Below are 14,236 nucleotides of genomic sequence, written 5' to 3' on the forward strand. Positions count from 1 at the left end.
ATCGCGGCAATTTCAAAAGATCAGAATGACGATTAACGCTCCGACAAGCATCCCGAGACTGCGGCTCATCCGTTCGTATTTCATCTGATCGGCTTGAGCACGGGATTCCTCATGCATAAGTTGTTGAATGGCTAGCGAAATGTGTTTGGTCTGATCCTGACGGTCGCTGGTGCCAAGGCTGTAGCTTAATTGCAGCATGACTTCCCTCTCATCTGCTTTCATCGCTGATTTTCCCCATGCTTGTTCGATTCCGGACTGCAGACTCTCTCGTGCCGTGTGACCCAGCGGAGGCTCCATTTGCTTGGCTGCATGAAGAAACAGGGTTTTGACAGGCTCTCTGGTTTGAACTCCCATTTTTCCCATCGCATCGGGAAGCGGGGTCAGTCCGTAGTTGATCTCGGTCATCAACCGCTGCAGCGCAGCAATCAATTCTCGCAGCTGCCTAGGTCTGAGCGCATACTGTCTGGCACGGTAGAAGCCCGCAAGTGTGCTCGCAAGCAGAATCATTACAGCACCCAGCATGTTAACCAAAGGCTTCACCTCCTGCCTCGGTCTGCTGAAGACCGCGCATTTTACCATCGGCCACCTTGAAGCTCATGCCTCGGCTCGTCCGCTGCAGCTGAACATAACGCTGAAACATCTGTGCTCCGATTAAGGTGCGGAGTGCAGGCCTGGAAGACAGCTCGGACAGATCCCGGCCGTGGGCAGTTGCAATCACCGAAACACCGGAATGCAGTGCCTCCATCACAGCTTCTGCATCTTCCGGACGGCCAATCTCGTCCACAATAAGCACGTCTGGCGACATGGAACGAAGCATCATCATCATGCCTTCCGCTTTGGGACAACCATCCATGACATCGGTTCGGGGACCGATGTCAAACCCGGGTACACCTTTATAACTTCCGGCGATCTCGGATCGCTCATCCACAATGCCAACCTTAAGACGTGGCCTTAGCCCCTGAATCAGCTCACTGACACCTGTTAGCTTGGTTCCACTACTGATTTGTCTGGCCAAATCTCGCAGCAGCGTCGTTTTTCCTTGCTGAGGCGGTGAGAGTATCAACGTGTGGAATACCTGTCCGCTCTTCAGATCCAACAGGTGGGGCAGGATTCGATCAGCTACCCCATGTACTTCACGAGCTACCCTGACGTTGAAACCATTAATATCACGCAAGTATTCCACTCGGCCGCCGCTGAGCACCGTTCTGCCGGCTAATCCAATTCGGTGGCCTCCCGGAATGGTGATGAATCCTTTGCGCAGCTCTTCCTCCAGCGTATAGAGCGAATGATTGCTGATCAGATCCAGCAGCCGGTGTGTTACCTCTTTTTGAGGAATATAAGCTTCTTCAGGCTTCGCTGTCGTGCTGCCTTCTGCGGTAAGGAAGTGATAGGCGTTCCCAGCATTGATCTCGAGCGGCCTTCCTTCGCGGATACGTACTTCCTCCACTTGTTCCAATATAGCGGGCGGCATCCTTCCCAGAATGGTTCGAATCGGTTCCGGAAAGAGATCCTTCCAGTTCACCTTCATGAATAGGCCCCTCCAACCCTAAAATCGTATTTACCGCGTATCGGGTGCTTGTTCCTATCTCAAGTCTATGCCTGTACATTCAATTTATGACGCTGAAATCTAGCATTTCTTTCAGAACAGGCCTGAGAGTCAGATATCATAGATCCAGGCTTCTTCTAGGCACCCGTCTATATCATCATGCATATAGTGCTTGCAGACAGGTGAAATCCATTCCGGAGGGAAGACAATACCATCTATCCCCAAATGAAGAGAGGAGTTGTGGGGAGTGCAAGTCGACGTGGTAGGCAATGTGAATGAAGTTCGAAGAATCGATATCGCAGGGCGAAGTGCCGTTGTAATTGACGTGCTGCGTACAACAAGTACAATCGTTACAGCCTTGGCCTATGATGCTGCGGGTGTCATTCCGGTGGAGACCGTTCCTCAAGCGAAGCAAATGACCGTTAAAGATTCGATTCGCGGAGGGGAGCGGTTCAACAAAAAAATCGCTGGATTCGAGGTGGGCAATTCCCCCTATGAATATATGACGCAGGAGATCGCGGGTAAAACCGTGATCTTGACCACTACCGACGGGACACGTGCGCTGATCAAAGCTGCCAGGGCAAGACATGTGCTGGCGGGTTCATTTCTGAACGTGCAGGCTGTTGCAGCTGCTCTCTGCCTGCTCCGAAGGGACGTTCTGTTGTTATGTGCAGGAGATCAGGATGAATTCGCACTGGAAGATGGATTGTGTGCAGGATGCATTATTGAGGAGCTGTACCGTCAGTCCCATTACCCTATCAGACTGAACGATCTTGGCAGGGTACTGCATCAGGCTGTTACCCAGTGCGAGGACACTTTACCGGATCTTGTCCGTGTATCAACAGGTGCAAGGCGGCTTGACAAACTGGGCAGAATGCATGATGTCACCTACTGTTCCCAATTAAACGTGCTCGACTGTGTACCAGAGATGAGAGAAGATCATCGTATGGAATTGTTTCGGGGCTTGGAGGGAGAACGGATATCCAAATTGCTGTAAAGCATAAAAAAGGTGTTCTGTCGCCCGGATGGCGATACAGAACACCTTTTGTTCATTTATACATATTAAATTATCTGCGAACTTGTGGACCACCAATGACAGCCTGCTCTGCCGTGTCGAGATCATACGCTGTGTGCAGTGCTTTGATCACATCATGAAGTTTGTCACCATCGATGACGCATGATACCTTAATTTCGGATGTGCTGACCATTTTGATGCTCACACCTTGAGAAGAGATCACTTGGAACATTTTGGCTGCAACTCCCGGATGGCTGACCATACCAGCACCCACGATGGATACTTTAACCAAATTATCTTCCGATGTGACTTCACGGTATGGCAAACGGCTGTGAAGGCCCTCTAGGACACGCAGCGCGTTCTCGCGATCAGACAGTGCCACCGAGAATGAGAAGTCTGCTTTACCGTCCATTACACCGCTTTGTACGATAATATCGACATCAATCTGTTCAGATGCCAGTGCACCAAACACCTCGGCAAGAACTCCCGGTACGTCCGGAACTCCCAAAATACTGATACGAGCCACATTTTTGTCATAGGCAATTCCGCTTACCACGACGCCTTGTTCCATTGCTGCTTCCTCCTTCACAACCGTTCCTTCATTATGGTTAAAGCTGGATCTTACAATCAAAGGCACACCAGAGTGCTTCGCGTATTCAACCGCACGCGGGTGCAGCACTGCGGCCCCGAGGTTTGCAAGTTCCAACATTTCGTCATACGAAATTTCCTTAAGCTTGCGTGCGACTTTGACAATCCGGGGATCTGTCGAATAGATTCCGTCTACATCCGTATAGATCTCACACGCATCGGCCTTGATGGCTGCAGCCAGCGCTACCGCCGTTGTATCCGATCCACCGCGACCAAGTGTTGTAATTTCTCCATCTACAGTCATGCCCTGGAATCCTGCAACGATTACAATATTGCCTTCCGCAAGCGCTTCATTCACACGTTCCGGATGGATATTATTAATTCTTGCTTTTCCATGTACGGGTTCAGTACGGAAGCCTGCTTGCCATCCGGTAAACGAAATGGCCTTACGTCCCAGTGCCTGAATGGCCATGGATAAAAGCGAAATCGAGATCTGCTCTCCTGTGGTCAGCAGCATATCCATTTCCCGCGCAGGCAATTCACTGTTCAGCAGCTTCGCCTGATCAATCAGATCATCTGTCGTGTCTCCCATAGCCGAAACCACAACCACACACTGATGTCCTTCATCAGCTTTCTCTACAACACGTCCGGCTACACGCTTCATGCGTTCCGTATCTCCGACCGAGCTGCCCCCAAACTTCATGACGTACAATGACAACGCAAATCCACTCCCTACCTTGTGCAGTATGCATAATTATGTCCATCGCCATTAATCTCTCCGAAAAATGACTTTAACCCAGTATATTACGAAAGTGACTGATAGGCTAATCTTTTTTCGAAAAAACCCTCTGCCAAATCATTGGCAAAGGGTTGAAATCATTGTGTATTTTGCTTACACCCCATGAAAGTTACGCGCGGGAAGAGTATTTACCTTCACGTGTATCGATCAACAGTACATCGCCTTCGTTGATGAACAATGGCACTTGTACGTTCAGGCCAGTTTCCACTTTAGCGTTTTTGGTAGCGCCTTGAGCAGTGTTACCTTTAACGCTTGGCTCAGTCTCGATAACTTTCAACTCAACGCTTGTTGGCAGGTCAATACCGAGGATTTCACCTTGGTAGCTAACGATTTTTACGTTCATGTTTTCTTTCAGGAAGTTCAATTCCCATTCCAGCTGGTCGCTTGTCAATGTGAACTGATCGTATGTTTCGTTGTCCATGAACGTGTGCTCTGTGCCACTTGCATACAGGTAAGATACGCCACGGTTTTCGATGATCGCACGGCCAATCGTTTCACCTGCACGGAATGTACGCTCAACGGTATTACCGTTACGCAGGTTTTTCAATTTGGAACGTACGAAGGCAGCGCCTTTACCTGGTTTAACGTGTTGGAAGTCAAGTACAGTGAAGATATCTCCATCCACTTGTACGGTCAAGCCTGTTTTAAAATCGTTTACTGAAATCACGAAAAATCCCTCCTGATATGGTTGAAAAGTAGGCGATATAAGGCGATGGTTTATTTTATAGGTTGATTCATCTCTGAATTGCTGACCATGTGCTACGTGGCCGTTACGGGTTCGGATCGTTCCTCTGATCGCTGTTGTCTCCTCATTTTCTTAATTAGACTTAACTAAGGTTTAAAATGAGGAGACAAACGCGAACGCTTCGCTTCTTCAGAATCGATTCCGCCCCTTCACTACTTTTGCAATGATCCAGAACAATCAGAGATAACCTGTACCTACAAAATAAAAAAAGTCTTATATCGCTAGTGGCTAGAATGTTAGCCGATAACGGTGAACTTCTTGTCCGACTTCGTTAAGATATGAATGCCTGTTTCCGTGATAACCACGTCATCCTCAATACGTACGCCGCCAAGTCCATCGATGTAGATTCCCGGTTCAACGGTTACCACCATGCCCGGTTTCAACACATCATCACTTAGCTTGGACAGGCGCGGAGCTTCATGGACTTCCATACCCAGGCCGTGGCCTGTACTGTGTCCGAATTGATCTCCATATCCGTATCCTGCAATGATATCACGTGCCAGCGCATCAGCTTCCCGTCCGGTCATGCCCGGTTTCAGGTTTTCAAGCGTATGTAACTGGGCTTCCAGTACAATATCATAAATTTTACGCAGCTCTGGTACAGGTGTACCCGTGGCAATCGTGCGTGTCAGATCTGAACAGTATCCGTCAAGCAATGCACCGAAGTCAAATGTAATTAGCTCATTTTGTCCGATGACCTTGCTGCTCGCTACGCCATGTGGCATTGCGGAACGTTCACCCGAAGCTACAATCGTGTCAAAGGAAGAGGATGTCGCTCCATGCTTGCGCATGAAAAACTCCATTTCCAAATCCACTTCACGCTCAGTCATGCCCGGTTTGGCAAACTGCAAAACGTGGCTAAACGTCGCATCGGCCAGATCAGCAGCTTTTTGCATTACAGCGATTTCATCCTCATCCTTGAAGATGCGAAGTTGTTCCACGATGCCGGATACAGCTTTCAATTCAATAGATTGAAGTGCTTCAGCATAAGCGGAGTGCGTGCCAAATGTGACCGTATCCTGCTCGAAGCCAACCTCTTTGATATTTGCTGATGCCAGCAGTTCCCGCACCGATTCCATCGGTTTAGGTCCATGCTCCACAACGGTAGATCCTTTGGCTTGCTGCGGTGCCTGTGTCATATAACGAAAATCAGTCAGCAGATAGGCTTCCTGTTCCGTAATCAGCACATATCCCGCTGACCCTGTAAAGCCCGTCATGTAACGACGGTTGATCGGGTTCGTAATCAGCATTGCGGTGAGTTCGCGCTCACGCATGGCCTCACGCAACTTATTTACTCGTTTGTTTTCCATCGGTAACCCTTCTTTCTCTCACATTCCCGGGTCCCCGGCTCAGGTTTGTTTGTCCAGATGACGCACGAGAGCCAGCAGCCCCAGTTCATAGCTTACTTCGCCAAATCCGGCAATCTGCCCGATTGTTTCTGCAGCAATCACTGAATGATGTCTGAAAGCTTCGCGTGCATGAATGTTGGATAGATGTACTTCCACGGTAGGCACTTTTACTGCATTAATCGCATCACGTATAGCATAGCTGTAATGGGTGAACGCTCCGGCATTCAGCATGATTCCGTCTGCATCGTCCATCGCGGCATGAATACGATCAATGATGTCTCCTTCGTGGTTGGATTGATAAAAAGCGATGGAGACGCCAAGCTCCTCAGCCTGTCTGCGAATCTTGTCCTCAATATCCTTCAGACTAAGCGTTCCATAGATGCCGGGTTCACGTATACCAAGCATGTTCAGGTTCGGGCCATTGATCACAACAATCCGTTTCATAGCTGCTCCATCCTTTCTGCAAATAACCATCTGCTATTTTAACACAGCTATTGCCGGATTGAGAAGCTTTTTTGCGGCTATGCTCCCGCTTTCTCGGGCTCGCGTTTCCGTTCGTCCGTGTACTCCATGGCTACCGTATAGCCGATGAACAGCCCCCACAGCAAAAAGAAGCAAAATTCAGTGATAATGGAATCCCAGGTCAGACGGTTTATCGGCTTCACCATGTCCAGTTTGGGCCCAACCAGTACAAAGATGATCAGCCACCAAACGATTCCGTAACCAATACCGGGCAAGGGGCCCTTCCATTTTCTCAGTGTATATGTGTAGATTAGTGCAGCCACGATGGAGAACACAATAAAAAACAGCCAGCCAGTCAGATGCCCTGCAGCAGTATAGATGTACTGATGTTTGAAAAAGGGCTCTGCCAAAAAGCCTAACGGAACGATGCTGAAGTGAAGCAGGTAGTTTAGCCAATGTATGCCACCCCATATAAAACCCGCAAAGAAACCAAGCTCCACAGCAAAGGGGAACGGCTTGGTATAGTAATGCTTTTGGCCTTGTCGCTGTTTTGAGCTTCTGCCCTGATTCCTGTGATCACTGACATCTCCATGACTTGTATTCAGATGGGATGCATGTTTGTCTGTATATTCTGCCATTCGTATTCTCCTTCACTCTCATTCTGCTCGGCCGCTACAAAACCGCTTATCTGTCATTCCTTACGGGGTAGTATGTTCAGAACAGGGCAAACTTAACAACAACATCTCCAGGTTTGTCCCTGAAACTAGAAATCGGTCTCAAAATTCGATACAATAGGGATATCAAACTACCTTTGAACCTGAGGGTATAGAACAGAATAGGAAGGTGAATAATTTGCCTCAACAATCCAAGCCTGTCAGCTACGGGGGGCAAGCTGTCATTGAAGGCGTAATGTTTGGCGGTAAACATGTCAACGTTACAGCTGTTCGAAGAAAAGACGGCGAAATTACGTATCTGGAAGTTCCCAAGCAAGACAAGACCTGGGTCATGAAATTGCGGCGGATTCCGTTACTGCGCGGGATTGTCAGCATTATAGATTCAAGTGTCAAAGGAAGCAAACATCTTAATTATTCTGCTGACGCTTATGCTGATGATGAACTCGAACCTGAAGAGAAGGCGAAACAAAAAGAAAAAGAAGGTTCCGGCTGGAGCCTTAGCATGATTATTGGTGTTACCGCGGTAGCCATTCTATCATTCCTTTTTGGTAAAATTGTGCTCACACTGCTTCCTGTCGTCATTGAGAATTTTTTGTTTAAAAATGCATTCGACAATCAGTTTTTGCATAATTTACTGGAAGGCGGCATTAAGCTGATTCTGCTACTTGCCTACCTATGGCTGATCTCACAGACACCAATGATTAAACGACTATTCCAATACCACGGGGCGGAGCATAAGGTCATTAGTGCTTATGAAGCCGGTGAGGAACTTACACCTGAGAATGTTCAGAAATACAGTAGACTGCACTACCGCTGTGGAAGCAGCTTTATCATGCTGACGGTGATTATCGGAGTTTTCCTATATTCCCTTTTCACCTACGACAACCTCTGGGAACGGATGGGACAGCGCTTGCTGTTGCTGCCTGTTGTCCTCGGGATTTCATTCGAACTATTGAAGCTCACCAACTCGGTGCGTGACATTCCCGTACTGCGTTATCTCGGATATCCTGGACTTTGGCTGCAATTGCTCACCACCAAAGAGCCAACCAACGAACAGGTGGAAGTGTCCATCGCTTCGTTTAACCGCATGCGTGAACTGGATGCCAAGCTTGCCAATGTATCAGCTACGTCCGAAGTACCTGTTGCAACACTCGATCCTGTGAAAGGGTGATTGATATGAACAAGCAGGCGGTCATGACTATCGTTTTTTGGGCGGCCATTGCTCTTGCAGCATTTGGAATAATAAGCACACTGGGAGACAAAGGTTTTCTCGGGTTGATTATTCCTGTTGTAGTACTAGGCGGTATATTCCTGCTCTATAAGTTCCCACCGGGGCGCTGGGCACGCAAAACCAAGCCCAAGATCAAACCTTCGGCACGCACCATGGCTAAAATGAAGGCTCAATCCGGGTCCGGAGCAAGAAAAAGCAGCGGTTCCTCCAAAAAACGGAAAGATTATCCCTTTCATGTCATTCAAGGAAATAAGGGAAAAAGCGATGACGATATTCCCAAGTTTCACTAATTCTTATATGCAAAGTAAAAAGCACTGCTTCGTAATTGAAGCAGTGCTTTTATTTGATTATACAGGCGTTAATGGCGGCGTTTGAGTCTTTTTCCGCTCTTCTCTTTTTTGTTTATCCAACTGCTCATCATAGAACTTTGTGTTCCATCGACTGAAAAACTCCGTACCTGCGGCAACACCCGATAAATACAATGCCGTACTTTCCTGTACAGACAGATTAAACTGAGTGGGCTTAACGCCAAGGGTTGGTATTTTAATCGTTCGGAAACGGTTAATCTGCTCAATATATCGCTCATCATGCGCTGTGAGCATTGTCTCAACCAGTGCCTGAAGCATGCTCAAAGGACCTTTGATTCTGCTGGGCTCCCCCTCCGTCTTGCCAACCAACTTGAAACCGATCGTGGGAATGATGTCTCCATCTCGCGCTGTACGTTCCCCGTCAAACAGCCATAACGGAAAATTACTAAGCAATCCTCCGTCCACGACATACACGAACTGATCGGGAAAACGCATGCCTTTGGACATCACAGGTGACCGACGTATAGCCACAGGATCAAAAAAATAGGGAATACTGCAGCTCATTCTTACAGCCTTGGCTACTTCGAACGTATTAGGATCAATACCGAAACGCCGTATATCATCCGGAAGTACCAGTATAGTCCCATTGGAGATATCCGATGCAGTAATCAGAAGCTTACCTGGTGGCAGGTCTGCAAATGTTCGGATTCCTTTTTGCTTGAGCATGTTCCCAATCCATGATTCAAGTGCCTCACCTGAATATAAACCCTTTTTTAAAAACAGTCTTGCCGCTGGTCCAATCCAGCGTATATCAAATATAGGTGAACGCCGCAGCAATGAGGCAAATGGCGTATTCTCAATGATGGATTTCATCTCTTCCGCTCGATATCCTGCAGCAATCAATGAAGCTACAATCGATCCGGAGGACGTCCCTGCAACACGATTGAACTGGACTCCATAGTCCTGTGCACTCTGCACGGCACCTGCAAGCGAAATCCCCTTTACGCCTCCGCCTTCAAACACCCCATTGATTAACATATTAAAAAACCCCCGTTCTCCAGGCAGTCCATTCCTACTGCCACTCTATGAGAACGAGGGTTGGTCATATTACGCTAAAATGAACTAAAGTCCATAATATGCTTTTAATTTCGCAATCAAGCCCAGCGGATTCTTCGTCAAATACTGCGAGCTAAAGTAAATATCGCCTTTGATTGTATCGTATTTCTCATTGTACACGAGCTGATCAATAATTTCCTGGGAGGTCTGCCAGCCAACTTCAGGCGTGCCCAGCTTATAAGGCGAGTGCCCAATATACAGTTTAACGTCCGTATTAGCGACTTCGTTTGCCCACCAGTCCACCACCTTGTCATAGCGTGCTGCACTTAACGTCATACTCCAGTATACTTGCGGTGCGACATAGTCAATCCACTCCTGTTTGATCCATGTACGCACGTCCGCATTCATGCTGTCGTAGGCAGTTACTCCCGCTTTGGTATCGGAACCTGTGATATCGACAGCTTTATTGCGCCATACACCAAAAGGGCTGATTCCATACTCTACGCCAGCTTTTACTTGGTGGATGCTCTCACCCAGCTCTTTAACAAACTGGTTGATGTTATCCCGTCTCCACTCGGCACGGTCTTTGGTATTCAATGTGTTATAGGCCTTAAAGGCAGCGTCATCGTTAAACGTTACGTTAGAAGGATAAAAGTAATCGTCGAGGTGAACACCATCAATATCATATTGGTTTACCACTTCCATAATGCTGTCGATGATATGCTGTCTGGCTTCCGGAATTCCTGGATTAATATAAAGTTTACCAGATGCATTCACGATCCAGTCCGGATGCAGTTTGGAAACATGATTGGCTGCGAGTCCGGTTGTGCTCGCCGAGTTGGTTGCCCGGAAGGGGTTAAACCAGGCATGGAATTCCAGCCCCCGTTTATGAGCCTCCTCAATCATGAAGGCAAGTGGGTCGTATCCTGGATCCTTGCCCTGAGTCCCTGTTAGCACACTATTCCATGGTACAAGACCTGAAGGATAGATGGCGTCTGCATTGGCCCGAACCTGAACAAATACGGCATTGATTCCCATGTCTTTGAGCGTATCCAGCTGTTGAGTATACTCCAGCTTTTGCTTTTCCACATTGCCTTTGGCACTGGAGGAAGGCCAATCACCGTTCACAGTTGAGATCCATGCACCACGCATATCATCCGTGCTTGGCGTACTGCCTGTTCCTCCTGGATTTGCCGGGGTAGCCGGGTCTGGCGTAGGAGCGTCTCCTGTCGTCAAACGAATCGTCTGTTCTGCCTGATTCCAATTCACTGTAATTCCAAGGTTTTCACTAACGAATCGAATCGGAACCATAACACGGCCCTTCTTCAGTTCAACCGATGCATCCAAAGCGACTGCGATACCATCTACCGTCGCTTGCTGGCGTCCACTGGTCATGGTGATGACCGATTCAGATTTCTTGATCGTTACGGTTCTCGAAGCTTGTGACCAAAGGACGGACGCTCCCAATCCTTCACTAATTACACGCAGCGGAACCATCGTCACATTCACCTTGGGCAAAATGTAGGGCGATACATCGGATTCCAAACGTTGACCATCCAGATAAATATCAATCTCTTTTTGTGAAGCAGCCTGCGCACTCAATCCAGCTGTTTGTAAACCCAGCACGAAAATGAGCAGCAGGATCAAACCATTACGAAACTTCATCAGTACAATCCTCCATCATCATTAAAATTCTCGGCAAATTCTGCTAGTTTAATAGACGCTTGAAAGGATTGGTTAGTTGCGATATTTCACCAAATTATGGACAACAAAAAAAACAGAGGGTGTCTCTCTGCCATTTACAACGACAAAGATACACCCTCTGCTTTTTTGAAAATTTAAGCTCTTAAGGACCCTGTGAATGGCCCTGTGCTGACTCAGGATTCGGTATTGCTCATGAGTTCCTGAATATTTTGCAGATCACGCAATCGGCTCTCGTCCTGACGGAAATATTCTACCAGAGACTCGATGCAGGTAATGGAGTCCCAACTTAGATGATGTTCGATTCCTTCCACATCCTTGTAGATATTCTCTTCCTGAACACCGATCGTCGTTAAAAATTGTTCAAGCAGATGATGGCGTTCCATTAAACGTTTCCCCATCTTTTTCCCTTTTGGAGTAAGCACCAACCCACGGTACTTTTCGTAAATCAGGTACTCGTCTTTGTCCAGCTTTTGGATCATCTTGGTCACCGATGAAGGATGCACTTCCAATCCTTCAGCTATATCTGACACACGAGCATAGCCCTTTTCATCAATCAGTTTGTATATACGCTCCAAATAATCTTCCATACTGGGCGTTGGCATCTGCTTCCCTCTCTTCTCTCTGACCGGCAATATTCTTGCCTGATCCCTATCTTATAATGATACATGTTATCAATACGCATTGGCAAGTCTTGTACGAATCAATCGCTATGTCGTTTGTAACACATGGGCGCTTCTGATTCGGTACGCAAGTATTGGCAAGGGTGACTTCCGCCCATGTGAGGCAAACTAAGCAAGTTCCTATTGAAAGGAGTGATTCCGTGAGTACAAGTGTAGCGCAGCCCCCGGTTCGCAAAGCAAAAGGTACTAAACCCTTTATTCCCGATTTGGTCTATTTTGAACCCGGTGCGCTGGAATATGAGAAGGGCAAACGGATTATGGAATGGGTTACTTCCAAAGAAATTCCATATCAGATGACGACTTCCCATAACCGGATCACCAATCTGCCTGGTGAAACAGAGCAGGAAAAATACCGGATGGCGAAGCGAACCCTGGTCGTAGGTGTGCGCAAAACACTCAAATTTGATCAGTCCAAACCTTCCGCTGAATATGCGATCCCCATCTCCACGGGATGTATGGGCCATTGTCATTATTGTTATCTTCAAACCACGCTTGGAGCCAAGCCTTACGTCAGGGTGTATGTAAATACCGAAGAGATCATTCAGGCGGCCAAAGGCTATATCGATGAGCGGGCACCTGAAATTACCCGATTTGAAGCAGCCTGTACTTCAGATCCGGTAGGACTCGAGCACATTACCGAAAATTTGAGTGATTTGATCCGTTTTATGGCGGACGAGGAATACGGACGTTTGCGGTTTGTGACGAAATATCATCACGTGGACCCATTATTAAATATTAAACATAACGGGCATACCCGCATCCGGTTCAGTGTCAATTCGGATTATGTCATCAAGAACTTCGAGCCTGCTACCTCAAGGTTTGAAGAACGTATTGAAGCCGCAGGCAAAATAGCGCATGCGGGGTACCCGTTAGGGTTTATCATCGCTCCCATCATGTGGTATGACGGATGGCAGGAAGGATATGCGGAGCTTTTACAGAAGCTTGCCGACACGCTCCCGGAAGATGCCACGAAGGATCTAACGTTTGAAATGATTCAGCATCGATTCACCAAAACGGCAAAAGCCACCATTGAGAAACGCTACCCCAAAACCAAACTCGAAATGGATATTGAGAAACGAAAAATGAAGTGGGGCCGTTGGGGGCAGTATAAATATGTGTACAAGGATGACCAACAGGACGCACTGCGTGAGTTCATCACAGAGCAAATTTTTGAACACTTCCCGTTAGCAAACATTGATTACTTCACTTAAGTACTGACATCATATCTACGGTAGTGGCGATCAAAAAAGCAGGTTACATGGGACAGAATGTGCTCTGGCCTTCATGTAGCCTGCTTTGCATATTTTCTTACATTAAATTGATCAATGGCCTTAACGGATACTTTGCTCAGATAATCATCCAATCGGGTGTAATCTGCTGCAGCCAAATGGTGATTTTGGTCATCTGATCCGTGAATAGCAGCACACCCAAAAACAGCATCAGCGCTCCACCAGCTTTCATCATCACATTCGAATATCGCAAGATCCAGCGTGTTGAACCGATGAAAAAGGCAAGGATGAAGAAAGGTAATGCGAATCCTGCCGTATAGCCGGTGATCAAGGCCAGCCAGGTTGTCGGTTCACTCGCAGCCATCGCAATGATTGCTGTCAGGATAGGACCGATACACGGCGACCAGCCTGCCGAGAAACCAATTCCGAAAATAAAAGAGCCCAGGTACCCTGCTGGCTTCCATTTGAGGTCCATCTTGCGCTCTCTCATCAGAAATTGCGGTTTGAATACCCCTAGCAGGAATAAACCCATGAGCATGATTAAAATAGCAGATAACTGACGGATCAAATCACGGTTATCATTGAAAAATTGTCCAAACAATCCTGCTCCAAGTCCAAGCGAGTAAAAAACAGCCGAGAATCCTAAAATAAACGCCAGCGTGTGTGTTAAAGTTTTAAACCGAACTTCACGCTGATTGCGATCGTCTTTTAACCTTTGTACTGTCATACCCGTGATGTAGGATAAATACGAAGGGTACAGTGGAAGACAGCACGGTGATATAAATGAAGCCAATCCTGCGATAAAAGCCAGCCACACATTAACATCAGGCATGAAGCGGTGGTCTCCCTT

General features: G+C 47.4%; 15 protein-coding genes. 4 read left to right on the forward strand and 11 right to left on the reverse strand.

Annotation, left to right across the window (positions count from 1 at the left end):
- Positions 1–12: 12 nt before the first annotated feature.
- Positions 13–531 (reverse strand): stage III sporulation protein SpoIIIAB, encoded by a 519-nt coding sequence (gene spoIIIAB / locus F4V51_RS19380; protein WP_153979288.1) that lies wholly within the window; start codon positions 529–531, stop codon positions 13–15.
- Positions 524–1,528 carry a stage III sporulation protein AA gene (gene spoIIIAA / locus F4V51_RS19385; RefSeq protein ID WP_153979289.1) on the reverse strand — a complete coding sequence of 335 codons (1,005 nt, stop codon included), beginning with the start codon at positions 1,526–1,528 and terminating at the stop codon, positions 524–526. The genes spoIIIAB and spoIIIAA overlap by 8 nt, the downstream gene beginning before the upstream one ends.
- Positions 1,529–1,793: 265 nt before the next feature.
- On the opposite strand from spoIIIAA, the gene F4V51_RS19390 reads away from it, so the two are divergent.
- Positions 1,794–2,543, forward strand: coding sequence for a 2-phosphosulfolactate phosphatase (locus F4V51_RS19390; RefSeq protein WP_153979290.1), 750 nt, complete (start codon positions 1,794–1,796; stop codon positions 2,541–2,543).
- Between the two features lie 70 nt (positions 2,544–2,613).
- Here the strand turns inward: F4V51_RS19390 and F4V51_RS19395 are convergent, their stop codons facing one another.
- The 5 genes from F4V51_RS19395 to F4V51_RS19415 all read right to left on the reverse strand — a co-directional run bounded on the left by F4V51_RS19395 (position 2,614) and on the right by F4V51_RS19415 (position 7,142).
- Positions 2,614–3,867, reverse strand: a complete 1,254-nt coding sequence (locus tag F4V51_RS19395; RefSeq protein ID WP_153979291.1) for an aspartate kinase — start codon at positions 3,865–3,867, stop codon at positions 2,614–2,616.
- A 190-nt stretch (positions 3,868–4,057) separates the two neighbouring features.
- A complete protein-coding gene (gene efp, locus F4V51_RS19400) occupies positions 4,058–4,615 on the reverse strand; it encodes an elongation factor P (protein ID WP_095290413.1) in 558 nt (185 codons plus the stop codon).
- 314 nt (positions 4,616–4,929) lie between these two features.
- Entirely contained in the window at positions 4,930–6,003 is a 1,074-nt protein-coding gene (locus tag F4V51_RS19405; protein WP_153979292.1) for a M24 family metallopeptidase, read from the reverse strand.
- A gap of 39 nt (positions 6,004–6,042) precedes the next feature.
- Complete coding sequence (aroQ, locus tag F4V51_RS19410) at positions 6,043–6,486, reverse strand: type II 3-dehydroquinate dehydratase (RefSeq protein ID WP_095290410.1); 444 nt, start codon at positions 6,484–6,486, stop codon at positions 6,043–6,045.
- Between the two features lie 77 nt (positions 6,487–6,563).
- Positions 6,564–7,142 carry a YqhR family membrane protein gene (locus tag F4V51_RS19415; protein ID WP_153979293.1) on the reverse strand — a complete coding sequence of 193 codons (579 nt, stop codon included), beginning with the start codon at positions 7,140–7,142 and terminating at the stop codon, positions 6,564–6,566.
- Between the two features lie 214 nt (positions 7,143–7,356).
- On the opposite strand from F4V51_RS19415, the gene F4V51_RS19420 reads away from it, so the two are divergent.
- Positions 7,357–8,349: a DUF1385 domain-containing protein gene (locus F4V51_RS19420; protein WP_153979294.1), complete on the forward strand. Its 993-nt coding sequence runs from the start codon at positions 7,357–7,359 to the stop codon at positions 8,347–8,349.
- A gap of 5 nt (positions 8,350–8,354) precedes the next feature.
- Positions 8,355–8,699: a hypothetical protein gene (locus tag F4V51_RS19425; protein WP_153979295.1), complete on the forward strand. Its 345-nt coding sequence runs from the start codon at positions 8,355–8,357 to the stop codon at positions 8,697–8,699.
- Between the two features lie 57 nt (positions 8,700–8,756).
- On the opposite strand, the gene F4V51_RS19430 is transcribed toward F4V51_RS19425, so the two are convergent.
- From F4V51_RS19430 to mntR, 3 genes are all read right to left on the reverse strand, one after another.
- Positions 8,757–9,755: a patatin-like phospholipase family protein gene (locus F4V51_RS19430; RefSeq protein WP_153979296.1), complete on the reverse strand. Its 999-nt coding sequence runs from the start codon at positions 9,753–9,755 to the stop codon at positions 8,757–8,759.
- A gap of 84 nt (positions 9,756–9,839) precedes the next feature.
- Positions 9,840–11,438, reverse strand: a complete 1,599-nt coding sequence (locus F4V51_RS19435; RefSeq protein WP_153979297.1) for a family 10 glycosylhydrolase — start codon at positions 11,436–11,438, stop codon at positions 9,840–9,842.
- A 212-nt stretch (positions 11,439–11,650) separates the two neighbouring features.
- Positions 11,651–12,079: a transcriptional regulator MntR gene (mntR, locus tag F4V51_RS19440; protein WP_095290400.1), complete on the reverse strand. Its 429-nt coding sequence runs from the start codon at positions 12,077–12,079 to the stop codon at positions 11,651–11,653.
- Between the two features lie 218 nt (positions 12,080–12,297).
- Here mntR and splB point away from each other — a divergent pair, with 218 nt between their 5' ends.
- Positions 12,298–13,368, forward strand: a complete 1,071-nt coding sequence (gene splB, locus F4V51_RS19445) for a spore photoproduct lyase (protein ID WP_095290398.1) — start codon at positions 12,298–12,300, stop codon at positions 13,366–13,368.
- A gap of 136 nt (positions 13,369–13,504) precedes the next feature.
- Here the strand turns inward: splB and F4V51_RS19450 are convergent, their stop codons facing one another.
- A complete protein-coding gene (locus F4V51_RS19450) occupies positions 13,505–14,218 on the reverse strand; it encodes a cytochrome c biogenesis CcdA family protein (protein ID WP_153979298.1) in 714 nt (237 codons plus the stop codon).
- Positions 14,219–14,236: the final 18 nt, after the last annotated feature.

Origin of the sequence: Paenibacillus xylanilyticus, from assembly GCF_009664365.1 — a bacterium.
GTDB lineage: Bacteria > Bacillota > Bacilli > Paenibacillales > Paenibacillaceae > Paenibacillus > Paenibacillus xylanilyticus_A.